This window comes from Xylophilus sp. GW821-FHT01B05 (genome assembly GCA_038961845.1).
Classification (GTDB): Bacteria; Pseudomonadota; Gammaproteobacteria; order Burkholderiales; family Burkholderiaceae_C; genus Xylophilus.
On sequence record CP152408.1, the window covers coordinates 3,809,256 to 3,834,189 of the forward strand.

General features: G+C 69.8%; 23 protein-coding genes. 9 read left to right on the plus strand and 14 right to left on the minus strand.

Features of this window, described 5'->3' with window-relative positions; all coding sequences use genetic code 11:
• Positions 1 to 13: 13 nt before the first annotated feature.
• From AAFF27_17710 to AAFF27_17725, 4 genes are all read left to right on the plus strand, one after another.
• On the plus strand, positions 14 to 1,213 hold the full coding sequence (locus tag AAFF27_17710) for a PepSY-associated TM helix domain-containing protein (protein ID XAH21847.1): 1,200 nt from the start codon (positions 14 to 16) through the stop codon (positions 1,211 to 1,213).
• A gap of 42 nt (positions 1,214 to 1,255) precedes the next feature.
• Complete coding sequence (locus tag AAFF27_17715) at positions 1,256 to 1,618, plus strand: hypothetical protein (GenBank protein ID XAH21848.1); 363 nt, start codon at positions 1,256 to 1,258, stop codon at positions 1,616 to 1,618.
• 134 nt (positions 1,619 to 1,752) lie between these two features.
• Positions 1,753 to 3,915 carry a TonB-dependent siderophore receptor gene (locus AAFF27_17720; protein ID XAH21849.1) on the plus strand — a complete coding sequence of 721 codons (2,163 nt, stop codon included), beginning with the start codon at positions 1,753 to 1,755 and terminating at the stop codon, positions 3,913 to 3,915.
• 67 nt (positions 3,916 to 3,982) lie between these two features.
• Positions 3,983 to 5,365 (plus strand): diguanylate cyclase, encoded by a 1,383-nt coding sequence (locus tag AAFF27_17725; GenBank protein XAH21850.1) that lies wholly within the window; start codon positions 3,983 to 3,985, stop codon positions 5,363 to 5,365.
• A 112-nt stretch (positions 5,366 to 5,477) separates the two neighbouring features.
• Here the strand turns inward: AAFF27_17725 and AAFF27_17730 are convergent, their stop codons facing one another.
• Genes AAFF27_17730 through AAFF27_17740 form a run of 3 tightly spaced genes read right to left on the minus strand, consistent with a single transcriptional unit; the run spans position 5,478 to position 8,519 of the window.
• Positions 5,478 to 6,725, minus strand: coding sequence for an enolase C-terminal domain-like protein (locus AAFF27_17730; protein ID XAH21851.1), 1,248 nt, complete (start codon positions 6,723 to 6,725; stop codon positions 5,478 to 5,480).
• A gap of 28 nt (positions 6,726 to 6,753) precedes the next feature.
• The gene (locus tag AAFF27_17735) at positions 6,754 to 7,719 is read right to left on the minus strand and encodes a tripartite tricarboxylate transporter substrate binding protein (protein XAH21852.1); all 966 of its coding nucleotides are present in this window, start codon (positions 7,717 to 7,719) and stop codon (positions 6,754 to 6,756) included.
• A 29-nt stretch (positions 7,720 to 7,748) separates the two neighbouring features.
• Positions 7,749 to 8,519, minus strand: coding sequence for an SDR family oxidoreductase (locus tag AAFF27_17740; protein ID XAH21853.1), 771 nt, complete (start codon positions 8,517 to 8,519; stop codon positions 7,749 to 7,751).
• Between the two features lie 232 nt (positions 8,520 to 8,751).
• On the opposite strand from AAFF27_17740, the gene AAFF27_17745 reads away from it, so the two are divergent.
• Positions 8,752 to 9,534, plus strand: a complete 783-nt coding sequence (locus AAFF27_17745; protein XAH21854.1) for a GntR family transcriptional regulator — start codon at positions 8,752 to 8,754, stop codon at positions 9,532 to 9,534.
• Positions 9,535 to 9,552: 18 nt separating this feature from the next.
• Here the strand turns inward: AAFF27_17745 and AAFF27_17750 are convergent, their stop codons facing one another.
• Positions 9,553 to 10,335: an IclR family transcriptional regulator gene (locus AAFF27_17750; GenBank protein ID XAH21855.1), complete on the minus strand. Its 783-nt coding sequence runs from the start codon at positions 10,333 to 10,335 to the stop codon at positions 9,553 to 9,555.
• 171 nt (positions 10,336 to 10,506) lie between these two features.
• On the opposite strand from AAFF27_17750, the gene AAFF27_17755 reads away from it, so the two are divergent.
• Together AAFF27_17755 and AAFF27_17760 are read left to right on the plus strand one after the other, a co-directional pair.
• Positions 10,507 to 11,511, plus strand: a complete 1,005-nt coding sequence (locus AAFF27_17755; GenBank protein XAH21856.1) for a TRAP transporter substrate-binding protein — start codon at positions 10,507 to 10,509, stop codon at positions 11,509 to 11,511.
• A gap of 16 nt (positions 11,512 to 11,527) precedes the next feature.
• On the plus strand, positions 11,528 to 11,986 hold the full coding sequence (locus tag AAFF27_17760; protein ID XAH21857.1) for a type II 3-dehydroquinate dehydratase: 459 nt from the start codon (positions 11,528 to 11,530) through the stop codon (positions 11,984 to 11,986).
• On the opposite strand, the gene AAFF27_17765 is transcribed toward AAFF27_17760, so the two are convergent.
• Positions 11,977 to 12,108: a hypothetical protein gene (locus AAFF27_17765; protein ID XAH21858.1), complete on the minus strand. Its 132-nt coding sequence runs from the start codon at positions 12,106 to 12,108 to the stop codon at positions 11,977 to 11,979. The genes AAFF27_17760 and AAFF27_17765 overlap by 10 nt on opposite strands.
• Before the next feature lie 52 nt (positions 12,109 to 12,160).
• Between AAFF27_17765 and AAFF27_17770 the strand changes: the two genes are divergently transcribed.
• Complete coding sequence (locus AAFF27_17770) at positions 12,161 to 12,733, plus strand: TRAP transporter small permease (protein XAH21859.1); 573 nt, start codon at positions 12,161 to 12,163, stop codon at positions 12,731 to 12,733.
• Positions 12,730 to 14,010: a TRAP transporter large permease subunit gene (locus tag AAFF27_17775; protein XAH21860.1), complete on the plus strand. Its 1,281-nt coding sequence runs from the start codon at positions 12,730 to 12,732 to the stop codon at positions 14,008 to 14,010. Before AAFF27_17770 ends, AAFF27_17775 begins: the two co-directional genes overlap by 4 nt.
• Here the strand turns inward: AAFF27_17775 and AAFF27_17780 are convergent.
• Genes AAFF27_17780 through AAFF27_17820 form a run of 9 tightly spaced genes read right to left on the minus strand, consistent with a single transcriptional unit; the run spans position 13,946 to position 24,929 of the window.
• Positions 13,946 to 15,463, minus strand: coding sequence for a cobyric acid synthase (locus AAFF27_17780; GenBank protein ID XAH21861.1), 1,518 nt, complete (start codon positions 15,461 to 15,463; stop codon positions 13,946 to 13,948). The genes AAFF27_17775 and AAFF27_17780 overlap by 65 nt on opposite strands.
• On the minus strand, positions 15,460 to 16,047 hold the full coding sequence (locus AAFF27_17785) for an NYN domain-containing protein (protein XAH21862.1): 588 nt from the start codon (positions 16,045 to 16,047) through the stop codon (positions 15,460 to 15,462). The genes AAFF27_17780 and AAFF27_17785 overlap by 4 nt, the downstream gene beginning before the upstream one ends.
• 22 nt (positions 16,048 to 16,069) lie before the next feature.
• Entirely contained in the window at positions 16,070 to 17,041 is a 972-nt protein-coding gene (locus AAFF27_17790; GenBank protein XAH21863.1) for an aminotransferase class I/II-fold pyridoxal phosphate-dependent enzyme, read from the minus strand.
• Between the two features lie 14 nt (positions 17,042 to 17,055).
• Positions 17,056 to 18,000: an adenosylcobinamide-phosphate synthase CbiB gene (gene cbiB, locus AAFF27_17795; GenBank protein ID XAH21864.1), complete on the minus strand. Its 945-nt coding sequence runs from the start codon at positions 17,998 to 18,000 to the stop codon at positions 17,056 to 17,058.
• Positions 17,997 to 19,478 carry a hypothetical protein gene (locus tag AAFF27_17800; protein XAH21865.1) on the minus strand — a complete coding sequence of 494 codons (1,482 nt, stop codon included), beginning with the start codon at positions 19,476 to 19,478 and terminating at the stop codon, positions 17,997 to 17,999. The genes cbiB and AAFF27_17800 overlap by 4 nt, the downstream gene beginning before the upstream one ends.
• A 31-nt stretch (positions 19,479 to 19,509) precedes the next feature.
• Positions 19,510 to 20,079 (minus strand): cob(I)yrinic acid a,c-diamide adenosyltransferase, encoded by a 570-nt coding sequence (gene cobO / locus AAFF27_17805; protein ID XAH21866.1) that lies wholly within the window; start codon positions 20,077 to 20,079, stop codon positions 19,510 to 19,512.
• A gap of 16 nt (positions 20,080 to 20,095) precedes the next feature.
• Positions 20,096 to 24,133: a cobaltochelatase subunit CobN gene (cobN, locus tag AAFF27_17810; protein ID XAH21867.1), complete on the minus strand. Its 4,038-nt coding sequence runs from the start codon at positions 24,131 to 24,133 to the stop codon at positions 20,096 to 20,098.
• On the minus strand, positions 24,130 to 24,468 hold the full coding sequence (locus AAFF27_17815; GenBank protein ID XAH21868.1) for a DUF2149 domain-containing protein: 339 nt from the start codon (positions 24,466 to 24,468) through the stop codon (positions 24,130 to 24,132). The genes cobN and AAFF27_17815 overlap by 4 nt, the downstream gene beginning before the upstream one ends.
• Positions 24,465 to 24,929 (minus strand): hypothetical protein, encoded by a 465-nt coding sequence (locus AAFF27_17820; protein XAH21869.1) that lies wholly within the window; start codon positions 24,927 to 24,929, stop codon positions 24,465 to 24,467. Before AAFF27_17820 ends, AAFF27_17815 begins: the two co-directional genes overlap by 4 nt.
• Positions 24,930 to 24,934: the final 5 nt, after the last annotated feature.

Here is a 24,934-nt window from a genome sequence, read left to right on the forward strand (position 1 = left end):
CGCCGCGCCAGCCATGCGCAAGACCTTTCTGCTGCTGCACCGCTGGGCCGGCCTGTTCATGGCCGTGTTCCTGGCCATCGCTGGCCTCACCGGCGCGGCCATCGCCTGGGAGCACGAGCTGGACCGCTGGCTCAACCCGCAGCTGTTCACACCGCAGTCGCAAGGCCTGCCTGCGCTGCCTGCGGCGGAGATCGCGCGCCGCCTGGAGGCGGCCAACCCGCGCCTGCAAGTCAGCCTGCTGCCACTGGCCGCGCCACCGGGCGAAACGCTATTGCTGGGCGTGGAGCCACGCCTGGACCCAGCCACCGGACGCGCGCACGCGCTGGGCTTCGACCAGATGATGGTGGACCCCGCCACGGCGCAGGTGCAGGGCACGCGCACCTGGGGCACGCCTTCTCTGGCGCCTGAGAATCTCGTGCCTTTCCTGTACCGGCTGCACCACACGCTCTGCTTGCCGCATCTTGCGGGCGTGGACTGGGCGGTGTGGTTCATGGGCCTTGTCGCCATGGTCTGGACGCTGGACTGCCTCATTGCACTGTGGCTTTCGTTTCCACGCTGGCGCAACTGGCGCAAGTCGCTCGCGTTCCGCTTCTCGCGCGGTGGCCAGGTGCTCAACTTCGACCTGCACCGCTCCGGCGGTGTCTGGACCTGGGCGGCCCTGCTGGTGCTGGCCGTCACCTCGGTTGCCATGAACCTGTACGACGAGGTGATGGAGCCCGTGGTGTCGGTGTTCTCGCCCACCAGCCCCAGCCCTTTCGACCAGCGCCCGCGCCGCGCACCGGCCGAGCGCAGGCCGCCGGCGGTAAGCGTCGATGCCGTCACCAGCCTGGCCCATGCCGAAGGCCTGCGGCGCGGCTTCGCGGACCCGCCCGGCATGCTCTCGCACCGTGCCGCGTTCGGCCTGTACGCGGTGGACTTCTACGTGCCCGGCAGCGCCCGCCCCGGCCTGGGCCCGCCGCGCCTGTACTTTGACAGCGCCACCGGCGCCTTGGTGGGCGACCGTGTTCCCGGCCAAGGCAGCGCGGGCGACTACTTCATGCGCCTGCAGTTCCCTCTGCATTCCGGCCGCATCGCCGGCGTGCCCGGGCGCATCCTGGTCACGCTGCTGGGCCTGGCGGTGGCGGCGCTGAGCACCACCGGTGTGCTGCTGTGGGCCATGCGCCGACGCGCTGCTGCTGCAGCGGCGCCGCGCCGGCCCGCAGGCGGAGCGTGAAGGCCGGGGGGTGTCACCCGCGCTGCGTATGATGCGCGTCCCATGTCCCTGCGCCGGCCCCTGAACGTCTTGCTGCTGCTGATTGCGTTGTTCAACGCAATCGCTGGCGTGCCCCTGCACGAGGCGCGCCACCTGCAGCAAGACCTGGCGCGCCTGGTGCAGGTGGCGGCGGACGACGGCCGCAGCGAAGACCCCGCGCCGGCCGATAGCAAGGGCGAGGCGGGCGACCTGTGCGCCTGGTGCCTGAGCCATGCGCTGGACCCGGCCCTGGCCGCGCCCGGCGCCATGCCGGCGGCGCTGCCGGCCATGGCTGCGGCCCCGCCGTCGCCTGGGGCCACTGGCTTCGTCCCCGCGCCCGACCGCTGGCGGTTTGCCGCGCGCGATCCCCCCGCAGTCTCCGGCTGAGCCCCGCGCCTTCTCTGGCGCGCTCTCTTTCGCCACGCCGGCATGCGCCGGCGCGGTGAAAACCCGCGTCCGACGCCGCCTTGCCTCTGCCCGCAGAGCAGGCGGCGCCGGGCCTGCCTTCGACTGCCTGATCCATGAAACCCTCTCTCTTTTCCCGCGCGCCCGTGCGCGCCCCGCTGGCCCTGGCCGTGGCGGCCTTCTTCAGCTCTCCGGCCCTGGTGCTGGCCGCAGACGACGCACCGGCGGCCGAGGCCGCTTCGCTCGCCACCATCGACGTGGTCGGCCGCAGCGCCTCGGGCACCTACCATGCCGACGAAGCCGCCGGCGCCAAGACTGACTTGCCGCTGCGCGAGCTGCCGCAGTCGGTACGCAGCGTGACGCGCCAGGCCATTGACGACCTGGGCGCGACCAGGCTCGACGACGTGCTCGACTACGTGGGCGGCGTCTCGCGCCAGAACAATTTCGGCGGCCTGTGGGACAACGTTGCCATCCGCGGCCTGCCCGGCAACGAGAACACCGGCATGGCAACGCTGCTCAATGGCTTCTCGTCCAACCGCGGCTTCAACGCGCCGCGCGACCTGGCCGGCGTGGAGCGCATCGAGTTCCTCAAGGGCCCGGCGGCCGCGCTCTACGGCAGCAGCGAGCCCGGCGGCACGCTCAACATCGTGACCAAGAAACCGCTCTGGAATGCCGCCCATTCGGCCGAGGCCTATGGCGGCAGCTACGGCATGAAACGCGCGGCCTTCGACAGCACCGGCCCGATCGGGCCCAACTTTGCCTACCGCCTGAACGTGGCCGCCGAAGACCGCGACAGCTTCCGCGACCATGTCAGCGCCCAGCGCCGCGTGGTGGCCCCGGCCTTCACCTGGAAGCTCGGGCGCGACACGGTGCTGGACTACAGCGGCGAGTTCCTGCGCCACTCCACGCCGCTGGACCGCGGCGTGCTTGCCATCAACAACCAGCTCGGGGCCATTCCCCGCAGCCGCTTCCTGGGTGAGCCGGCCGACGGCAACATGACGGTAGAGAACCAGACCCACCAGTTGGTGCTGTCGCACGAATGGAACCCCACCTGGCGCAGCCGCCTGGGCCTGTCCTACCGCGAGACCAGCCTGCAGGGCTTCTCTACCGAGGCCAGCGCCCTGGGCGCCGACAACAGCACGCTGCGGCGCCAGCGCCGCTGGCGCGACTTCCAGTCAGACGACCTGGCGCTGCAGGCCGAGCTGCAGGGCACCTTGCAGGCCGGCGGCATGGAGCACGAGCTGCTGCTGGGCATCGAGAGCTTTCGCTTCCACATGGATTCGCTGATGCTGCGCGCCAACCCGAGCGCAGCGGCGCCGTATGCGATAGATATCTACAACCCGGTCTACGGCCAGGCCCAGCCCACGCCACAGCCCAATACCAACACCTACGAGCAGCAGCGCAACACCGCCTTCTACTTCCAGGACGCGATCAGGCTCGCGCCCGACTGGCGGCTGGTGGCCGGCGTGCGGGTGGACGACTACCGGCAGTCGCTGCAGAACCGCCTTACCGGCAGCACCACCCGCCAGACGCCTTCGGCGACATCGCCGCGCCTGGGCCTGAGCTGGCTGCCCAGCGCGCAGTGGACGGTCTATGCCAACGCCGGCCGCTCGTTCCGGCCCAACGCTGGCGCGGACGCCCAGGCCCAGGCCTTCGCACCCGAGAGCGGGCGCTCCATGGAGCTGGGCACCAAGTGGGAGAGCCAGGACCGGCGCCTGGGCGCCACCGCCGCCCTGTTCGACATCCGCAAGCGCAATGCGCTCACCGCCGACCCGGTCAACAGCGGCTATTCGGTGGCGGCGGGCGAGGTACGCAGCCGCGGCCTGGAGTTTGACCTGGCGGGCCAGGTGAGCCGGCAGTGGCGCGTCAATGCCAGCCTGGTGCTCAACGATGTCGAGATCACGCGCGACAACAGCCTGGAGGTTGGCGGGCGCCTGCTCAACGTGCCCCGGCTCAACGGCAGCGTGCTGGCGGTGTACGAGGACGCCTTCGCCAACGGCCAGCGCTACGGCATGGGCGGCGGCGTCACCCACGTGGGCAAGCGCCTGGGCGAAGCCCGCACCCAGGCCCAGGCCAATGCCGGCACGCCGGCCTTCGACCTGCCCGCCTACACCACGGCCAAGCTGGTGGCCTACTGGCGCCTGGACGCGCGCCTGCGCCTTACGCTGGACGTGGACAACCTGTTCGACACCACCTACTACACCAGTTCCTACAGCCGCCTGTGGGTGGCGCCCGGCACCGCGCGCACGGTAACGCTGGGGCTGCAGGCACGTTTCTGACCCGAGGGGGCCGCTGTCGGCTCTGCGCGACAGCGGCCGGCACGGCTCCCACTACCATCACACCCGCATGAAAAGAATCAGCGACGCCCTTCTGTCCACCGTCCTGGACCTGCTGCTTGACGCCATCTGCGTGGTGGATGCGCAAGGCTGCTTCGTCTACGTCAGCGCGGCGGGCGAGCGCATCTTTGGCTACCCACCGGAAGAAATGGTGGGCCAGCCCATGCTCAACTACGTGTTCATAGAAGACCGCGCCCGCACGCTGCAGGCCGTCGACGAGATCCTGGCCGACACGCACAAGCCCCATTTCGAGAACCGCTACCTGCGCAAGGACGGCCGCATCGCCCACATCATGTGGTCGGCGCACTGGTCGGAGGCCAGGCAGCTGCGCGTGGCCGTGGGGCGCGACGTCACCCAGCGCAAGCGCGACGAATCCATGCAGACCGCGCTGTACGCCATATCCGAGGCGGCCCACTCCGCCGAAGACCTGCTGGCGCTGTTCGAGCGCATCCACCACATCATCGGCCGCCTGCTGCCCACGGCCAACTTCTTCATCGCCCTGCATGACCCGCACACGGACGAGCTGACCGTGCCCTACCGCGCCCATTGCGGCGACACGCAGCCCACCCCGCAGAAGCTGCAGGCCGACACGCTGAGCGCGCAGGTGATCCGCAGCGGGCAGGCGCTGCTGCTGACGCCCGGCGGCATCACCGCGCCGGCGCAGCAGATGCAAGCCGAGGCCGACGACGACCTGCCCGACTGGCTGGGCGTGCCGCTCAAGGGGCAGCAGCGCACCATCGGCGCGCTGGTGGTGCAAGGCTATTCGGGCACGGCGCGCTACACCGACAAGGACGTGGAGCTGCTGCAGTTCGTCTCGACCCAGGTGGCTGCCGCCATCGAGCGCAAGCAGTGGGAGGCGCGGCTGCAGCACGCCGCCCGGCACGACTCCCTGACCAACCTGCCCAACCGCGGCCTGCTGCACGAGCGCCTGCAGACCGCGCTGGCGCGGGCGCGGCAGGACGGCTCGCGGCTGTCCCTGCTCTACCTCGACCTGGACAAGTTCAAGCCCGTCAATGACCGCCTGGGCCACGCCGCCGGCGACCTGCTGCTGCAAGAGGCCGCGCGCCGCCTGCAGCGCTGCCTGCGCGAGTCCGACACGGTCGGCCGCATCGGCGGCGATGAATTCCTGGTGCTGCTGGCCCGCCTGCACCAGCCAGACCATGCCGCCCTGGTGGCCGAGAAGATCCGCGCAGCGCTGAGCGAGCCCTTCGACCTGGCCGGCGAGCCGGTGCTGATATCGCCCAGCATAGGCATCGCGCTCTACCCCGACCACGGCGCGGACGACCACCAGCTGATGCTGCAGGCCGACCAGGCCATGTACCGGGCCAAGCGGGACGGCGGCAACCGGGTGCAGTTGGCGGCCGGCGCCACGCGCAACGGCGCTATTGGTTAAATAAACTCACACACTGGGGTCGGGTGATTTCCAACTGCCCAGGTTCCGTGCGGGCTATACCTCTCAGCCCAGGAAGATAGAGTCAATTTTTCTCACATAACGGCTGCACCGCCTACGGCGTCTGCAGCGTGCCGTCGGCCAAGCGGGTCTGCGTCCAGGTCGTCACCACGTTCTCGCAGGGGTACTTGCGGGCCTCGGCCTCGTTCAGTTCCACGCCCAGGCCGGGTTTGTCGTTGGCGTAGACATGGCCATCGCGGCACTCCGGCAGGCCCGGAAACACGTCGAGCAAGGCGCCGCGCGGGCCCTTCAGTTCCTGGATCACGAAGTTGGGTGGCTCGATGCCAGACCACTCCTGCACGCCAAAGTTGCGCGCAGCCAGGTCGATGTGGATGTTGGCCGCATGCCCCACCGGCGACATGTCGCCCGGGCCGTGCCAGGCCGTCTTCACGCCGAACTGCTCGGCAAAGATCTGCAGCTTGCGCCCGGGCGTGATGCCGCCGATCTGGCTCAGGTGCACGCGGATGTAGTCGATCAACTGCTCGGTGATCAGAAACTTCCACTCCGCCGGGTTGTTGAACAGCTCGCCCTGCGCCAGCGGAATGCGGGTCTTCTGGCGCAGTTGGCGCAGCCAGTTGCCTTCTTCGAGCGGGATCGCGTCTTCTAAAAAGAACAAATCGAAGGGCTCCAGCTCGCAGGCCAGGCGGATCGCATCCACCGGCTTGAGCCGCTCATGCACGTCGTGGCACAGCTCCACGCCAAAGCCGAGCCGGCTGCGTATGCCATCGAACAGCGCGACCGTCTCGCGCATGTACTGCTTGCCGTCCAGGTAGATGCCATCGGCCGCGCCGCGCGGCGCGCTGGCCGGCGCCGGCCCGAAGCCGCCACCGCCATAGCCGCCGCTCTGGCAGCGCACGTGGGTAATGCCCTGCTCGCGGTAGCGCTGGATGTTGTCGCACAGCTCGTCCAGGCTGCGGCCGTCGGCGTGGCGGTAGATCGGCACGCCCTCGCGGCACTTGCCGCCAAACAACTGGTACAGCGGCATGCCGGCCATCTTGCCCTTGATGTCCCACAGCGCCATGTCCACGCCCGAGATGGCGTTGTTCTCCACCGGCCCGTTGCGCCAGTAGGCGTTCTGGTGCATCAACTGCCACAGCTCCTCGATGGCCGTGGCGTCACGGCCGACCAGCAGCGGCCGCAGGTACTGCTCGACCAGGCATTGCACCGCCAGGTGCCGGTAAGAGAAGGTCGCGCAGCCCAGGCCGAACAGCCCGGGCTGGTTGGTCTCGACCTTGACGACGATGAGGTTGATGCCTTCGGGCGCGGTCAGGATGACCTTGACGTCGGAGATAAGGGTTGCCATGGAAGATGGGGTTCGCTGCGGGGCCGGCTTACTTCTGGATGTGCAGGCTGCCGAGCAGGGTCTTGAAGTAGTCGGACTGGCTGTTCATGAAGGCCTGGAACTGCACGCCGTCCAGGTAGGCAGGCAGCAGGTTGGCGCGCAACAGCGCGTCGCGAAAGGCAGGGTCCTCGGCGGTCTTGCGCGTGGCCTCGCGCAGCACCTGCACCACCTCGGGCGGCGTGCCCAGCGGCACGCCCAGGCCGCGCCAGGTGCCCAGCACGAGGTCGGTGCCCTTCTCCTTGAAGGTCGGCACCTTGTCATAGGGCGCGCCCAGGCGGCGCTCGGCCATGGACACCAGCACGCGCACCTTGCCAGCCGCGACAAAAGAGCCGATCTCGGCCGGGCTCACCGTGATCGCATCCACATGGCCGCCCACCAGCGCCATGACGCTGGGCGCCGCGCCCTGGTAGGGCACGTGGTTGAACTTGACGCCGGTCTTCTCCTCGACCGCAGCGGCCGCCAGGTGCCAGATGGAGCCGGTGCCGGCGTTGCCCATGGTCACGCTGCCCGGCTGCTGGCGCGCGCGGGCCAGCAGATCGTCTATCGACTGCCAGGGCGCATCCGCGCGCACCGCGATCAGGCCCGGGTCGCCGTTGAGCCGCGCCAGCGGAATGAAGTCCGCCGTCGTGACCTTGGTCATGTTCAGGTGCGGGATGATCGCCAGCTCTGAGATCAGCACGCCGATCTTGTAGCCATCGGGCACGGCGCGCTGCACCTCGGTCATGGCGATGCCGCCGCTCGCGCCCGGCTTGTTGCTCACCACGATGGGCTGCGGCAGGTACTTCTTGGCCGTGTCGGCAAACAGCCGCGCCATCACGTCGGTGCCGCCACCGGCGGATGAGGGCACGATCATCTCGATCGGCCGGCTCGGGTAGTCGGCAGCGGCCGCCACCGTGGCAGACAGCGCCGCCATGGCGCCCAGAAGCGCGGGCAAGGCAATGCGTAGCAGTTTCATGGTTGTCTCCGTTTTTTTCTGATGGGCGTTTAGAGCACCGCCAACATGCCGCCGTCGACGTAGAGGATCTGCCCGTTGACGTAGTCCGACGCGGCCGATGCCAGGAAGATCGCCGCCCCGGCCAGCTCCTGCGGCTGGCCCCAGCGGCGTGCCGGCGTGCGCGCCTTGACCCAGCCGTCAAATGCCGGGTTCTGGATCAGCGCCGTGTTCATCTCGGTGGCCATGTAGCCCGGCCCTATCGCGTTGGCCTGGATGCCGTGCTCGGCCCATTCGGCGGTCATGGCGCGGGTCAGCATCTTGATGCCGCCCTTGGCCGCGGTATAGGGCGCCACGGTGGCGCGCGCGGCCTCGCTGGTGAGCGAGCCGATGTTGATGATCTTGCCGCCGCGCCCGCGCGCGATCATGCGGCGCGCCGCCTCGCGCCCGACCAAAAAGGCGCTGGTGAGATTGGTGCGCAGCACCTGCTCCCACTCCGCCAACGCCAGCTCGACCAACGGCTTGCGCAACTGGATGCCGGCGTTGTTGACCAGGATGTCCACCTCGATACCGGCCGCGTCCAGGCCGGCAAAGCCCTGGCACACCGCGGCCTCGTCCGCCACGTCGAAGGCGGCGGCTTCGGCCGCATGGCCCTTGGCGCGCAAGGCCTCGACCGAGCGGGCCAGGCGCTCGGGATCGACGCCGTTGAGCACCACGCGGGCACCGGCCTGCGCCAGCGCCTCGGCCATCGCATGCCCCAGGCCGCGCGAAGAACCCGTCACCAGCGCGGTGCGCCCGGAAAGATCAAAGAGAGGATGGGACATGGTGGGTGCGGCGGCCTGGATGAGAGGTTGAAGGCTTGTGTCTGCGAAAGAATACTGTGATATTTCACAATACTTCTCGGTATTAACCCTGTCGGTGCTGGCGAGAGACATGGCCTGGCATCCCCTGCAGTCGGCAACGGAAATCCAGGTTTTTGGTGGCATATCAGCCTATGCTCGGCGCCACCCGCCAGCCGCCCGGCGGGCATTGATAGCCTGGAGCAGCAGCACAGAGATGGCTTCGTCCACCCGCCCCGCCCCCCTGAAGACCAAGGCCGCCCCGGCGCCGGATGCGCCGCGCCGCCGCAGCACGGTCAACCTGTCTGACCTGGCCTATGAACGCCTGGAAGAGTTGCTGGTCAGTTGCGCGCTCAAGCCCGGCCGCTTCCTGGCCACGCATGAGCTGCAGGCCATGGTGGGCTGTGGCCGCACGCCCGTGCTGCAGGCCGTCAACCGCCTGGCGGCCGACACGCTGGTGGCCGTGACACCACGGCACGGCCTGCAGATCGTGCCGGTGAACCTCACCCGCGACCGGGTGCTGCTGCGCCTGCGGCGCGACATGGAGCGCTTCGTCATCCGCCTGGCAACCGAGCGCTCCGGTGCCTCCGAGCGCAACCAGATGCTGCACCTCAAGCGCCAGTTGAGCGAGCACCGCGCCAACATCAGCCTGGAGCAGTTCAACCTGGTGGACCGGCGCATCGACCAACTGCTATTGGCCGCAGCGGGCGAGCCTTTTGTCGAGAACACGCTCCGGCCGCTGCACACCATCTTCCGGCGCATCGGCTGGATCTATCACATGCAGACCAAGCAGGGCGTGGACCTGCACGACACGGTGGACGGCCACATCGCCGTGATCGACGCCGTCGCCAGCGGCAAGGCCGACGCGGCCATTGCCGCCTCGGACCGGCTGATGGACTTCGTCGAGGGCATGTTCGACGTGCTCGAGCGCGAGGTAGACCCGGCCCTGCTCGACTGCAGCCTTACGGAGCTGGACGGCAGCTTCCTGCGGGCGCCGTAGGCGCTGCGCGCGCCTCGCTCAGGCGCGCTTCTTGAAGTGCGCAGAGGCGCTGCTGGAGGCCGCGATCTCGCCCGCCGTCTCCAGCAGCACCGGGCCCAGTTCCAGCATGCGCTCTTCCGTCAGGCGCACCAGCGGGCCGGCGATGGTGACGACGCCGATGACGGATTTCTGCGGCCCCCACACCGGCGCGGCCATGGCGGTCATGGCTGGGGCGAATACCTCGCTGATCATGCTGTAGCCGCGCTTGCGGCAGGCCTTGAGGTAGGCCAGCAGCGCCTTCACCGTGGTCGGGGCGCGCGGGCCGTAGTCCTCCACCCGGCCAAAGCCCTGGCGCGCCACCAGCTCCAGCGCCTGCTCGTCGCTCATGGTGGACAGCCAGGCATGGCCGGCCGCGCTGCAAGAGAGGTTGACCGACAGGCCCATGTCCGGGTCGTAGCGCAGGCCACGGGTCGCGCCCTGCGCCTTAGCGACGAAGGTCAGCTCGTCGCCGTCGATCACCGCCAGCCGCACCAGCTCGCCCGACGCCACTGCCAGCCGGTCCAGCAGCGGCTGCGCCACATCGACGATGCCGCTGTTGCTGAGAAAGCTCAGGCCCAGGGATACCAGCTTGATGGTCAAGGTGTATTCGCCCTGCTGCCGCTCCTGCCGCACATAGCCGCAGCGGCAGAGTTCGGTCAGCAGCCGGTGCGTGGCGCTGAGCGGCATGTCCAGCTCGGTGGCCAGGGCCGACAGGCTGCAGCCGTCCGGCTCGCGGGACAGGCTTTCTAGGACCTTGAAGCTTCTCTCAAGGATGGAACTCATCGAACGTCTCCCGTGTGTCGTGTGCCCGGTCGACGGGCGGTCTATTGTAAATATCAATTCTATATGGAAAATCTTTCCACATGTTGCTATGATGCGCCAGCCCCGGCCACGAAGCCAGGGCACACGGTGCGGCCCAAGGCGCCGCAGCTCGCCCTTTCATGGAGACAACACATGAGCATTCGACTGATCTGCGCGGCCGCCCTCGGCCTGTCGCTCGCATTCCAGGCCCCGGCCTTCGCGCAGGTGCAGGAGCACACCATCCGCTTCGGCCACCTCAACAACGCCGACCACCCGGTGAGCTTTGGCGTCAAGCGCTTTGGCGAGCTGGTGGCCGCCAAGAGCGGCGGCAAGATGAAGGTGCTGGAGTTCCCGGCCTCGCAGCTCGGCAACGAGATGCAGCAGCAGTCGGCCCTGCAGGGCGGCGTGCAGCAGATGTCGGCGCCGGCCACGACCTCGCTGGCAGGCATCGTCAAGGAGTTCGGCCTGCTGGACTTTCCCTTTGCCGTGGGCAGCTTCGCGCAGGCCGACGCCCTGCTCGACGGCCCGCTGGGCCAGACGCTGATCGCCAAGCTCCCGGAAAAGGGCCTGGTCGCCCTGGGCTACTGGGACCTGGGCTTTCGCAACGTCACCAACAGCAAGCGGCCGATCACCCGGCCGGAAGATCTCGAAGGCCTGAAGATCCGCGTGATCCCCAACCCGGTGTTCCTCGACACCTTCAAGGCTTTCAAGGCCAACCCGGTACCCATGCCCTTTGCCGAGCTGTATGGCGCGCTCGAGTCCAAGGCGGTCGATGGCCAGGAAAACCCGTTCTCGGTGATCCTGTCCAACAAGTTCTTCGAGGTGCAGAAGTACCTGAGCGCCACCAACCACGTGTACGCCGCCAACATCGTGCTGGTGTCCAAGAAGTTCTGGGACCAGCTGTCGCCGGCCGAGCAAAAGATCATGAACGACGCGGCCAACGAGGCCCGCGGCTACCAGCGCCAGGTCAGCCGCGCCGCCGCCCAGAGCGCCGTGGCCGACCTGCAGGCCAAGGGCGTGCAGTTCAACGAAGTGAGCCCGGCCGAGCAGGCCCGCATGCGCCAGGTGGCCAAGCCAACGGTAGACCGCTTCGCCGCCTCCTATGACCCGGCCATCGTCAAGCTCTACAACGAAGAGCTGGCCCGCATCCGCCCGTAAACCGCCGCAGCGCCCCATGAAGATTCTTGTTCTCCACGGCCCGAACCTCAACCTGTTCGGGCGCCGCGAGCCGCACATCTACGGCACGACCACGCTGGCGCAGATCAACGACCGGCTGCAGGCACTGGCCGCCACGCTGGAGGTGCAGCTGGAAGTCATGCAGTCCAACCACGAGGGGGCGCTGGTGGACTTCCTGCACCGCTTCATCGACGAGGCGGACGGCGCACTGGTCAACCCCGCCGGGCTGACCCAGCACGGCGTGCCGCTGCACGACGCCATCAAGGCCATGCCCTTTCCCACGCTGGAAGTGCACATGTCCAACATCGCCGCGCGCGAGGCCTGGCGTGCGCACTCCATCATTTCCCCGGCGGTCAAGGGAACCATCCAGGGATTGGGGGCGCACTCCTATACCGCAGCGCTGCGCGCGCTCACCGAGCTGCTGCGCGACGCTAGGCTAGTGTCGCGTCAAGCATGATCTGCCGGTGTGCGCTTGCCCTCGCCGCGCATCGCTGCGTTGCAGCCCTTGCCCAGGCGTAAAGCCTGGCCTGCGGCCTGCGCCTTGCGCTGCACGCCGATGCCTTCGCACCCATCCGTCACCTCACGCTTGACGCGACACTAGACCGCCACGACCACAACAAGAGACAAACCCATGGACAAGTTAATGAGCGGGGTGTGCTGGGCCCTGGAACAGCTGATCGCCCTGTGCCTGGCCGTGATGGTGGTGCTGGTGCTGGGCAACGTGGTGCTGCGCTACGGATTCAATTCCGGCATCACCCTGTCGGAGGAGGTGTCGCGCTGGCTCTTCATCTGGATGACCTTCCTGGGTGCGGTGGTGGCATTGCATGAGCACGGCCACCTGGGCGTGGACATGCTGGTGCAGCGGCTGCCCGCTGCGGCCAAGCGCGCCTGCCTGGCGCTGGGCCACCTGCTGATGCTGGGCATCGTCGGGCTGATGTTCAAGGGCAGCCTGGAGCAGGCGCGCATCAACTGGGACGTGTCGGCGCCGGTGACCGGGGCCTCGATGGCCACGGTGTATGCGTCGGGCCTGGTGTTCTCCGTGCTGGCGGCGGCCATCCTGCTTGGCGACCTCTACAAGCTGGTCACGGGCCAGTTGACGGACGACGCGCTGGTGCTGGTGCAGGAGTCGGAAGAGTCGGTGCAGTTGCAGCAGATCCTGGGCGCAACCGGCAGTGCGCCGGGTGCGGCGAAGGGCGCGCCATGACCATCGCCGTCTTCGTCGGCTCGCTGCTGCTGGCCATGGCCATTGGCGTGCCCATCGCCTTCTCGCTGCTGGCCAGCGGCGTGGCGCTGATGTGGCACCTGAACCTGTTCGACGCGCAGATCCTGGCGCAGAACATCATCGGCGGCGCCGACAGCTTTCCGCTGCTGGCCGTGCCCTTCTTCATGCTGGCCGGCGAGATCATGAACGTGGGCGGCCTGTCGCGCCGCATCGTCAACCTGGCGCTGGCGCTGGTCGGGCACATCAAGGGCGGCCTGGGCTACGTGACCATCATGGCCGGCTGCCTGCTGTCGGCCTTGTCGGGCTCGGCCGTGGCCGACGCCGCCGCCCTCACCGCCCTGCTGCTGCCGATGATGGTGCGCGCGGGCCACGACAAGGCGCGCGCCGGCGGCCTGATCGCGGCCACGGGCGTGATCGGCCCGGTGATCCCGCCCAGCATCGGGCTGGTGATCTTCGGCGTGGCGGCCAATGTGTCGATCTCCAAGCTCTTCATGGCGGCCATCGTGCCCGGCCTGATGATCGGCGCGGCGCTGTGGCTCACCTGGGCCTGGCTGGTGCGCCGCGAGAAGATCGTGCCGCAGCCGCGCAAGTCGGGCCCCGAGATCGCCAAGGCCGCGCGGGAGGCCATCTGGGCGCTGGTGCTGCCCATCATCATCCTGGTCGGCCTGCGCATGGGCGTGTTCACGCCCACCGAGGCGGCGGTGGTGGCCGCCGGCTATGCGCTGGCGGTGTCCACGCTGGTGTACCGGGAACTGAACCTGTCGCAGTTGCGCGCCATCTTCATCACCGCGGCCAAGACCAGCGCCGTCGTGATGTTCCTGATCGCCTGCGCCATGGTCAGCGCCTGGCTCATCACGGTGGCAGACCTGCCCTCCAAGGTGGTGGACCTGCTGCAGCCCTTCATGGACAACAAGATCCTGCTGATGTTCGCCATCATGGTGCTGGTGATGGTGGTGGGCACGGCCATGGACATGACGCCGACCATCCTGATCCTCACGCCGGTGCTGATGCCCGTGGTGCGGGCCGCCGGCATAGACCCGGTCTACTTCGGCGTGCTGTTCATCATCAACAACTCCATCGGCCTGGTGACGCCGCCGGTGGGCACGGTGCTGAATGTGGTGGCCGGCGTCGGGCGCATGAAGATGGACGACGTCACGCGCGGCGTGGTGCCCTTCATGCTGGCGGAGTTCGCCATCATGTTCGTGATGGTGCTGTTCCCGCAGACCGTGACCTGGCCGGCCAAGTTTCTGTACGGGTGAAGGCCTGCAGCAGCCCGGCGTCGAACCACTGCCCGACCCCGCGCGCCAGGCCATCCAGCACATGCTCCAGCGTCGGCACGCCGGCGCCGAACAGCGCCTGCAGCACGGCGCCGTCTTCGAACAGGCCGTGCAGGTACACGCCCAGCACATTGCCGCGCGCGTTCTGCCAGGCCAGGCCTTGCGGCATCACGGCCTGCGCCAGGTCGCCTGCGGCGGCCATGGCCGGGTGCTGCACGGTCTGGCCGTGGTGGATCTCGTAGCCCTGCACGGCCACACCTGACAGCGCGCTCCAGGCGCCGGTGACATTGCCAAACACGGCCTGCGTATGGCGCACGGTCTTGGCGGGCTCGAACAGCGTCACCAGCGGCAGCAGGCCCAGGCCGGGCGCATTGCCGTCTATGCCGTGCGGGTCGACCAGCGCCTCGCCCAGCATCTGCAGGCCGCCGCATACGCCCAGCACGCGGCCACCAGCGGCGGCGTGGGCATTGATGGCCTGGTCCAGGCCTTGCGCGCGCAGCCAGGCCAGGTCGGCCGCCGTGGCTTTGGAGCCGGGCAGCACGATCCAGTCGGCGCCGTGCACGTCGGCCGGGCTGCGCGCCCACTGCAGGCGCACGCCGGGCATGTTCTTGAGCGGCTGGAACTCATCCAGGTTGCTGATGCGCGGGTAGGCGACGACGGCAATGCGGGTGTGGACCACGCCGCTGCCCGTGCTGCGGTCGTCGAACACACCGTCTTCTTCAGGCAGGCCGTGCTGCCATTGCATGGGGATGACGGCCACGGTGGGCACACCGGTGAGCTGCTGCAGCATCTCGGGGCCGGGCGCCAGCAGCGCCGCGTCGCCACGGAACTTGTTGAGCACAAAGCCCTTCAGGTGGGCACGCTCGTCTTCGGGCAGCAGCGCCCAGGTGCCGTACAGGTGGGCAAAGGCGCCGCCGCGATCGATGTCGGTCACCAGCAGGCAATCGGCGCCGGCGTGGCGCGCCACGCGCATGTTGACGATGTCGCTGGCGTGCAGGTTGATCTCGGCCGGAGAGCCCGCGCCTTCGATGACGACGATGTCGTTTTCTGCGCGCAGCTCGTCCAGCGCCTGGGCGATCACGGGCCAGACACGCTCGCTGCGGCCGCGCCAGGGCAGGCGCGACAGCTCATCGCTGACCTGGCCCAGCAGCACGACCTGGCTGCGGGTGTCGGCCTCGGGCTTGAGCAGCAGCGGGTTCATGCGCACATCCGGCACGGCGCGCGCGGCCAGCGCCTGGAAGTACTGCGCGCTGCCGATCTCGCCATGGACGCCACCGGGGCCGGCGACCACGCGCGCGTTGTTGCTCATGTTCTGCGCCTTGAAGGGCGCAACCTTGTAGCCCTGGTCGGCATACCAGCGGCACAGCGCGGTGGCCAGCCAGCTTTTTCCGGCACCGCTGGTGGTGCCCAGCACCATGACGCAGCGGGCCGTCATCGCAGGCGCGGTGATTCGGGCGAGGACCCACCGAGGGCCGCCGCATCGGGAGGCGACGCCGCCCAGTCGTCGTAGTACAGAAAGTTGTGGCAGCTCTTGGCCCAGTGCCGGTTGGTGGACTTGCGCGTGCCTATGCCCACCAGGCTGCGGCCAGCGGCCTTGATGCGGTGCGATACCGGCATGAAGTCGCTGTCGCCCCCCACCACGACGACGGTACCGATGTGCGCGTGGCGCTGCACGTCGTCCACCGCGTCCAGGCACAGCTGGATGTCTGCGCCGTTCTTGGCCGAGGCGCCCAGCGGGAACAGCTGCACCAGCTCCATCGAGGCCTGCAGCAGCGCGTCGCGGTAGCGGCCAAAGAACTGCCAGTTGCAGTAGGCGCGGTGGATGGCGATGGGGCCAAAGCTGGCCGCGCGATCGACCACGGCCTGCACGTCCACCAGCGGCTCCTGCAGGCGAAAGCGGCCGTCTGGCTTGCCATAGGCGCCCTCGCCGTAGCGGTCTTCGAACAGGCTGGCGTGCAGGTTCTCGAAGTCCCAGTACAGGGCTACGGAGCCGTTGTGGTCGCTGTCAGCCTTTGCCAAGTTTTTCTCCCATGCGTTGCAATCAATCCATCGTACCGCCGGCGCGCATCGCGGCCGCCAGCGCCACCTGGCTTTGCGGCGGCAGCACGCCCAGGCGCACATGGCCGGGCAGGCCAAAAGAGGCCGCGTCGCGCAGCTTGATGCCAGCCAGGCGCAGGCGCCGCAGTAGCGCCGCCAGGCCATCGCCGGGCACCTGGGCGCAGAAGAAGTTGGCCTGGCTGGGCAGGCAGGTCCAGCCAAAGCTGGCGCACAAATCCCGTTGCAGCGCCTTCCAGGCGCGCAGCGTGGGCAGGCTTTGCGCCAGCCATTGCGCCACGCCGGGCTCGCACCAGGCTTGCAGCAGGGCCACGCCGTGCGCGCCCAGCGGCCAGGAGGGCGCGAGCCGCTCCAGCGTGGCGGCCTCGTCCTGGGCGCCGTCGGGCGCAACCAGGTAGGCCGCGCGCACGCCCGTCAGGCCCAGCGCCTTGTTCGGGCTCCAGAGCTGCCAGACGCCTTCCAGCGCGGTGCCGTCCCAGGGGTCTGCGCCGTCCAGGCGCAGGGGCGCATAGGCGCGGTCGAGCACGCGCAGGCCGGCCGGCCCGGGTGGGTCGGCCTGGCCCAGCGGGCTGGAAGGGTCGCACTGCCAGCGCAATAGCGCGCCCTCCCCTTTGCCGTCATCAGGCGCCAGGCCCCAGGCCTGCGCCGCCTGCGCGTAGTCGCCATAGGCATGCGCCGGCAGCGCCACCCGGCGCAGGCCGCGCTGCGCGGCGCGGGCGGTGAGGCGAAAGATCGCCTCGCTGGCGCTGGCCGCCACCACGATGCGCGCCGGCGCCACGCCGTGGCGCGCGGCCAGGCGCTCGCGCAGCGCCTGGTAGGTCGGGTCGGGGTAGCGCGTGGCGTCTGCCGCCTGCACTGCGGCCAATGCCTGCGGGCACGGGCCGCAGGCATTGGCGTTGGTAGAGAAGTCGAACGCGGCGGCGCCGCCGGCATCGGGGCCGCCGTGTGTGCGGCGCATAGGTGCGGTTCGGTTCATAAAAATACAAAAACCATAGCTATAAGCCCAGGCAGGACAAGGGCTAGAATCACTTTTGATGCATATTTTGTAGCGCGGGCGGTATCGGCCGCTGCGGGCTCGCGCCCGCCCGGGTGCAGCACATAGACGCCCGGCTTGCCCAGGCGCACGCCCAGGCGCAGCGCCATCGCGCCCATGGGCCAGCCGCCGTTGGGCGAGGCGGTGCGGCTCGCCTCGGCCGGCAGTGCGCGCCAGGCGGCCATGGGCGCGCCCACCAGCAGCAACACGGCGGTGATGCGCGCCGGCAGCCAGGACAGCACGTCGTCCGCCCAGGCCGCCCATTTGCCGGCCCATTCCCAGCGGCCACGGTAGCCCCACATGGCGTCGGCGGTGTTGGCAAAGCGGTAGATGGCAGCGCCGGGCAGGCCCAGCAGCGCAAACCAGAACAGCGGGGCGACGACCGAGTCGTTGAGGTTCTCGGCCAGGGTTTCGATGGCGCTTTCGCGTACCTCTGCGGCCGACAACGCGCTGACGTCGCGGCTCACCAGACGTGCGAGCTGGGTGCGCCCGGCGTCGAGCGACTGCGCCAGCGCCACCTCGACCGCAGCCACCTCGTCACGCAGCATGCGCCAGGCAAGAAGCGGCTTCAGCAGCAGCGCCAGCAGCGGCACGGCAAGCCAGGCGGGCAATTGCAGCAGTCCCCACTGCAGCCACCATGAAACTATCAAAACAATAGCTCCCCCCCCATACCAGGCAAGGGCTCCAAGCGTAAAACGCCTGAAATCCCGCGCCAGCGGCAGGCTGCCCGCCGCCGGTGCAATGCGGCGCCCGGCCCAGCCCAGGTAGTGGCCCATCCACACCACCGGGTGCCAGGCGGCGCGCGGCTCGCCCAGCAGGCGGTCCACCAGCAGCGCCAGCGGCGGCACCAGGGCCAGCCACCAGTGGGCCTGCAGCAGGCTCACCGTACCGGCACCTCGGCACCGAGTGCCTGCCGCGACGGCCACGGCCATGCCGCGCGCAGCGCCCGCCAGGCCCCGACGCAGATGCCCATGCACAGCGCCATGCCCAGCAGCGACAGCCCCAGCACCAGCCCACGGCACAGCCAGGGCCGGGCCCACTGCGGCAGGGATTCCAGGCTGTGCACGCCCTGGTAGCGCCAGCGCTGCCAACTCTGCCAGCCGGCCGTGGCGTCGCTGCGCAGCAGCACGCGGGCCGATCTGGGGTCGGCATAGGCGCGGGCGCCATCGGCCCACTCGGCGCGCCACACCGGCAGGGGCCGGGCGCCCTGCGTGGCCCATGCGGTATCGCAGACGTAGTACAGGTCGTCGTAGGCGTCCAGGCGGCGCAGCAGCGGCGCGGCGGTATCTGGCCGCAGGGCGGCCAGGGCGGCGGCCACGGTGGCTTCGGGCAGTGCCGGCAAGGGTTGCAGGGCCGCGCCGTCGTCCGCGCGCAGCAGCATCTGCCGGCCGGCTTCACGCAGCCGGTACCAGGACTCGCCGGCCACTTGCAGCACGCCCAGCTCGCGCACCGCCAGGCCGCGCAGCTCGGCCTGCGCCAGTGCCACGTTGGGGTCCAGGCTGGCCTCGACCGGCGTGCTGCCGTGCGCGGCCGCGTCGGACGGACCCAGGCCCAGCGGGCCCGAGAAGATCCAGCTGAGCATGCAGACCACCACCACCAGGCCCGGCAACTGGTACCAGCGCATGCCGCTGGGGCGCGCCCGCAGCCATTGCCGCCGGTGCAGCCACCACTGGCCCAGGCCCAGCGCCAGCGCGCCCGCAGCCAGCAGCAGCCCGACCGTCACCTGGTGCCAGTGGCGCGCGGGCGAGCGGCTGGGTGTCGGGTCCAGCCAGTGCGGAACGCTGCCAATCTGGCTCCAGAAGCGCTGCGCCAGGCGCGTGTCGCGCACCACCTCGGCGGCACCGGCAGAGACATACAGCTCCAGCCCGTCATCGCCTTCGAGCGTTACCTTGACCAGCGGGCGATAGGGATCGAGCGCGGGCGACAAGGTCCAGGCGTCGCGCTGCAGCCACTCGGTCTGCAGCATGCGCCGGCCGCTGAAGGCCTCGGCCACGGTGCCGGCCTGGGACTCTGACAGCGGCGGCAGCACGGCGGCGCTGCGTGCGTCCAGCACCTCCCAGTGCGGCGCCTCTGTGCCGTCGCCGCCGGCGTCACGCGCCAGCAGGCGCCACACCGGCACGCCGCCGTACAGGCCCAGCCGGGCGTCTATCGCCAGCAGGTCGGCGCGCTGCGCGGCCTGCTGCGCGGTCAGGCAGCAGCCGGGCAGCACCTGCAGCGGCGGCAACGCAGCCAGTCGCGCGGCCGACGTGAGCGTGGGAAAGGGCACGAAGTGCAACACCAGACCGCTCGCAAACCAGGCCAGCAGCAGCAGCGCCAGCGCCACGCCCAGGCCTTGGTGCAGAAAGACGATCAGCTTTTTCATGTACGTGCCGCCAAGCAATGCGGGGGCCAGCTCAGTCCTCGATGCCCCGCTGCGCGGGGATGCCGGCCTTGAAGGCGTGCTTGACCATCTGCATCTCGGTCACGGTGTCGGCCAGCTCGATGATCTCGGGCGGGCAGCGGCGGCCGGTGAGCATGACGTGGACATCCTTGGGGCGGGCGCGCAGGGTTTCCAGCACGCCCTGCAGCGGCAGCCAGCCGTAGATCAGCGGGTAGGTGATCTCGTCCAGCACCACCAAAAAGTATTCGCCCGACAGGATGGCGGCGCGCGCCTTCTCCCAGCCGTCGCGCGCCAGTTGGGCGCTGTGCTCCAGGTCCTGGCTCTTCCAGCTGAAGCCGTCGCCCAGGCCTTCGATGGGGATACCGATCTGCTCGAACATGCGGTGCTCGCCAAAGCGCGCGCTGGGCACCTTCATGAACTGATAGATCTTCACGGCCTTGCCGCGGCCATGCGCGCGCAGCGCCAGGCCGAAGGCGGCCGTGCTCTTGCCCTTGCCGTTGCCGGTGTTGACCAGGACCAGGCCGCGGCGCTCGCCTTCAGGCTTTTCGTAGGGTTTGCTGGACGGAGGGGTTTCGATTTGCATGGAGGTCCTTCGAGGGTCAGAGGGTAACGCGGCGCGCCTGCCGGGTTTGCCAAGCGGCGCCGGCAGCGGCCACGGCCAGCATCAGCGCCCAGGCAAAGAGCTGCAGCAGGCGCGCAAGCACCGGCGTCAGGGCGGGTTCGGGATCGGGCAGGCGCTCGAGCCGCAGCGCCTGCACCGGCGCGGGCTCGACCGGCAGCGGTAGGGCCGGCGCGTCGGCCCGGGCTACGGCCAGGCCGGTGGCAACACGGGCGGCAGGCGGCGGCGGGCTGGCCGCCATGCGGTCGGCCCACTGGCGCACAGAGGGCAGCTCGACAGCCAGTGGCGCGGCGCGGGTCAGCTCGCGGTAGAGCCGGGCCAGGTCCTGCTGCGTGGCCTTGTCGGCCTGCCAATAACCCTGGCGCTGGGCCTGCACCAGGCGCTCCAGCGTCTGGGCAAAAGCTTGCGGGTGGCTGCGCAGCCAGGCGGGCAGGCCCAGGTGGTGCTTGTCCTGCACCAGCACCTCGTAGAAGCTTTGCCAGTGGTCGGAGCGGATCGCGGTCTTGTCCACTGCCTGCCAGCCCCAGGCGAACTGCACGGCTTTCAGCACCTGCAGCGTGCCGGCGTAGCCCTCGGCCTGCTGCGCCTGCAGCCAGCCGGGGTGCAGGTAGCGCGATTGCATCTCCAGCGCGATGGCGCGCTGGGCGGTTTCAGTGACCGGCTCGCCGCTGTCCTGCACCTGGTTCACGTACAGGCCCAGCGGCTCGGTGCGGCCGGCACTGCGCGCGGCAGCGGCCAGGCCGCCCAGGTACTGGAACGGGTCGTCCGAGCTGGCCATGGCATAGAGGTTGGAGCTGCGCGACATCACGGCCGCATCGGTACGGCGCAGGTGCGCGCCCAGCGCCTCGGCGGCTGCGCCAGCGGCAAGGCCTTCGACCGGGCGGCCGTCCACATAGGGCTGGCTCATGCGCTGCAAAAAGAGCTGGCCCAGGCGCGGGTCTTCGCGCTGCAGGCGCTCGTCCTGCACCGCCTCGGCAATGCCGGTGCCGTAGTCGCCTGCGGCATTGCCAAAGCTGCGGGCGCGCGCCAGCAGCGCGGCCTGCTCGGCCGGCACGCCACGGCGGCGCAGCTCGTCGGCCACCTGCTGCGTGTTGCGCGCGATGACGTTGCCGGCCGGCTCGCCCGGCTCACCCGACGCCTGCGCGGCTGCCGCCACGGCCTGGTCCAGCAAGGCCATCAGCGCCGGGAACTGGTCGCGGTAAGAGCCGGTGACGCTCAGCAGCACATCGACGCGCGGGCGCTGCAGCTCGGCCGCCGGAATCACCTGCACGCTGAGCGGGCGGCCCGATGCATCCCACATCGGCCGCACGCCCAGTGCAACAAAAGCCTGGGCCTCCAGCACGCCTTGTTGGCGCAGGGTTTCGCCGGCCCAGAGCGACAGCGCCAGGCGCTCGGGCATGCGCCCGCCGTGCGCGCCGCGCCAGTCCTTGAGCCAACCGGCGAACAGGGTTTGCGCCACCGCATAGGCCTGCTGCGTGGGCAGGCGCGCTGGGTCCAGGCCGGTGAGGTTGCGGCCGGTGGGCAGGCTGTCGGGGTTGCGGATCGGGTCGCCGCCATAGGCCGCGGGCACAAAGCGGCCATCAAGCGCGGCCAGCAAGCCGGGCATCTCGCCCTCGGTGGCCAAGAGCTTGTCGAGCTGCTGCGCGCGCTGCGCCAGTTGCAGCAGCGCGGCGCTGTCTATGGGTTTGCGCGCGGCGCGGTTGGGCACAGGGCCATCGCCTTGTGCCAAGGCCGGGCGCAGGTCCAGCACGCTGGCGGCCTGTGGGTCTTGCAGCGCCAGCTCCAGCCAGCGCGCGGGGCGGGCCGTGGCGATGCCGCTGTAGTCGATCAAAAAGGCCTCGTCTATGTCCTCGCCCAGGGCCTCTATCAGCGGCTTGCGCAACGCCTGCAGGATGGTCTGACGGCGCAGCGCGGCGTCAGGCACCACGCCAAACACCGCCAGCCCCTTGGGCTGCGAGCTTTGCGCGAGCTGGTCCAGGTAGGGGTGCAGGATCTCCAGAAACTCTTCGAAGTGCGCGGCGATGCGCTCAGCGCTCCAGCCCAGGTCGCGGTGCAGTTGGTGCTCGACAAACTGCGCCGTCAGCGAGCGCTCCAGCGCCGCGCGGGTCGGGCCGGCATCCACCGTTTCCCACTCGTGCATCAGCTCGTGCATGTGCGCCATGCGGGCATTGAAGCCGGCGGGCGAGAGCACAGGCGTCTTGTGGCTCACCAGCAGCGCGCGGCCACGGCGCTTGGCGGTGAGTGCCTCGCCCAGGTTGTCGACGATGTAGGGATAGACCACGGGCACATGGTCGGCCGCGCTGGACAAAGGCAGCAGCGCGTCGTCCCACACGTCCAGGCCGCGCGCCTTGCCCGGCGCCCACTCCTGCGTGCCGTGGGTGCCGAAGTGGATCAGCGCGTCGGCCTGGCCGGCCCACAGATAGGTGGCGAGGTAGTGGTGCGAGAGCGCAATCTTGCTGCGGTGCGTGAAAGGGTTTTGCCCGCTGCGCAGGGTTTCCTCGCGCGGGGGCTGCGGCAGCACTGTGAGCTTGCCCACCTGCAGGCGCGGGATGACAAAGACCGGCGCGCCCTGCCAGTCCAGCACATAGCGGCTGCGCTCGGGCCGGCCCCATTGCGCGGTGATGCGCTCTTGCACCGGCTGCGGCAGCGTGGCGAACCAGGCGCGGTAGCGCGCCAGCGGCAGCGCCGCAGCCTGGCCGCTGGCCAGCAGCGCGCGCAGGTCAGAGCCGGCGTAGTAAGCGCCCAGCAACGGCTGCAGGCCAGCGATCCAGTCGGCCTCTGGCACGCGGTGCGTGTCGTAGCCGGCATCGGCCAGGCCTTGCGACACGCGCTCCAGGCTGCGCGGCACGTTCAGGAAAGAGGCGCCAAAGTTGCTGGCGCCCGGCGGGTAGTTGTAGACCATGGCGACCAGTTGCTTGCGGGCCTCGGGCTTGGTCTGCAGGGCCACCAGCCGGCGCGCCTTGGCGGCCACCGCCTCGGCCTGGCGCGGGATCAGCTCGGTGCGCCGGCCGTCGTCGGCCTGGGCAGCGACCAGTATTGGGTCGATCGCGCCCGCGCCTTCGGGCTGGGCCAGGTAGAAGGGCACGTCGCCGGTGGTCAGGCCGGTGGCGTCGGCCTGCCATTGCTGCGCGTCGCCATGGCGATAAGGCTGGGTCGCCAGCAGCGGCGTGCCCCAGCGTTGCAGCAAGGCCTGCAGCTCGGCGCCGCGCGGCAGCAACTGGTGCAGCACCAGCACCCGCGCATGCGGCTGGCCGCTGCCGGGCAGCTCCAGCAAGGCCTGCAAACCCGCCGCGTCGCTGGACGCAGAAAACACCGCATAGGCCATCAGCCCCTGCGCCTGGAAGCTGCGCAGCCAGGCGTCGAGCCAGTCGGTGCCGCCATCGACGAAGTGGTAGCGGTGCACCAGCACGGCTACCGGTGGCAGATCACGCAGCGCCGGCTGGCTTTGCTGCCAGGCCGCGAGTGCTGCGGCGTTGGCAAACAGCGCGGGCGCATCGGGGTGGTACAGGCCCTGCGCCGGCCAGGGCGCGGGCGGTGGCAGCGTGGGCGGCGCTGCGCCATCGACCACGGCGCGGGCCAGCGCGACGGCCGGCGCCAGGTTGCGCTCGCTGCCGGCACGCAAATAGCCGGCCATGGGCGATTCGCCCGCCTGCGCTGCGGCAGTGACCCAGACCACGGGCCGTGGCGGCGCCGCTGCCAACGGGGCCTGCAGCAGGCCGCGCAGCCGCGCCTCGATGCTGGGGTGGCGAGCGTCGATCCAGACCATGGCGGCGCTGGCCAGCGCATCGCCAAGGGCCGTGGCATCGGCTGCGGACAGCGCGGCGCTGCCCACGATCGGGTAATCCAGATGCCGCACCACAAAACCGGCCTGCGCGCCCAGGCGCTCGACCATGGCGGTGCGGGCGGCGGGCGTGACATCGGCGGTGATCCACAGCAGCGTGCCCGCCGCCCGCGCGCCCTGCCCGGCCAGCGCCATGGCCAGCACAAGCAGCCAGCGCAGCACGGCAGAACGCTTCATCGAGCGGGGGTCTGCGCGGCTGCTTCAGGCACGTAGACCATGCTGCCGTCTTCCAGCTTGTAGGCCACGCCGGCGCGCACGCCCTGCCCCGCGCTGGCGCTGCCCGCGCCCTTGAAGCGCACGTCGCGGCCGTTCTCGCGCACGACGATTTCCATGTCGGGCTCGCCCGGCTTGTGCACCACCGTCGCACCCTCGGGCCGCTGCGTCTGGTGCTGGGCTGCCACCGCCGTGAGCAAGGCCACGACCAGCACCAAAAATACATCCACCAGGTTGACGGCCGACAGCATCGGGTCGTCGTCGTCCTCGTTCAGGATGGAGAGCGCGCCGCGCTTCATGGCGCCAGCCCCCGCTGCTTGCGCAGCGCGATCAGCTCGGCCAGCAGCCAACGCCTGCGCACCGAATACACCACCAGCCCGATCGATGCCGCCGCCAGCGCCAGCACCACGCCGGCAAAGGCGCCACTAAATACCGACAGCGCCTGCTGGCCTTCGCCCGCGGCCACGCTTTGCAGCGCCGGCCCGAGCGGCACCATGGTGGCGATCAGGCCCAGCATGGGCGCCAGGCGGCTCAGCAGGCGCACCGGCTCGATCTGGCGCAGCACGAGCATCTCCAGCTCTTCCATGGTCGCGTCGGCGCTGGCGCGCAGCGCGCGGTGGGCCGGATTGCGCCAGCGCTGCCAGGCCTCCATCAGCGCGGCGCCGCCAATCCACAGCGCATAGACAAAGGCCAGCGCCACCAGCAACAGCACCGGCCACAGCAACGCCTGCGCCACCTGGGCGAATCCGGCTTCCAACATCTGCT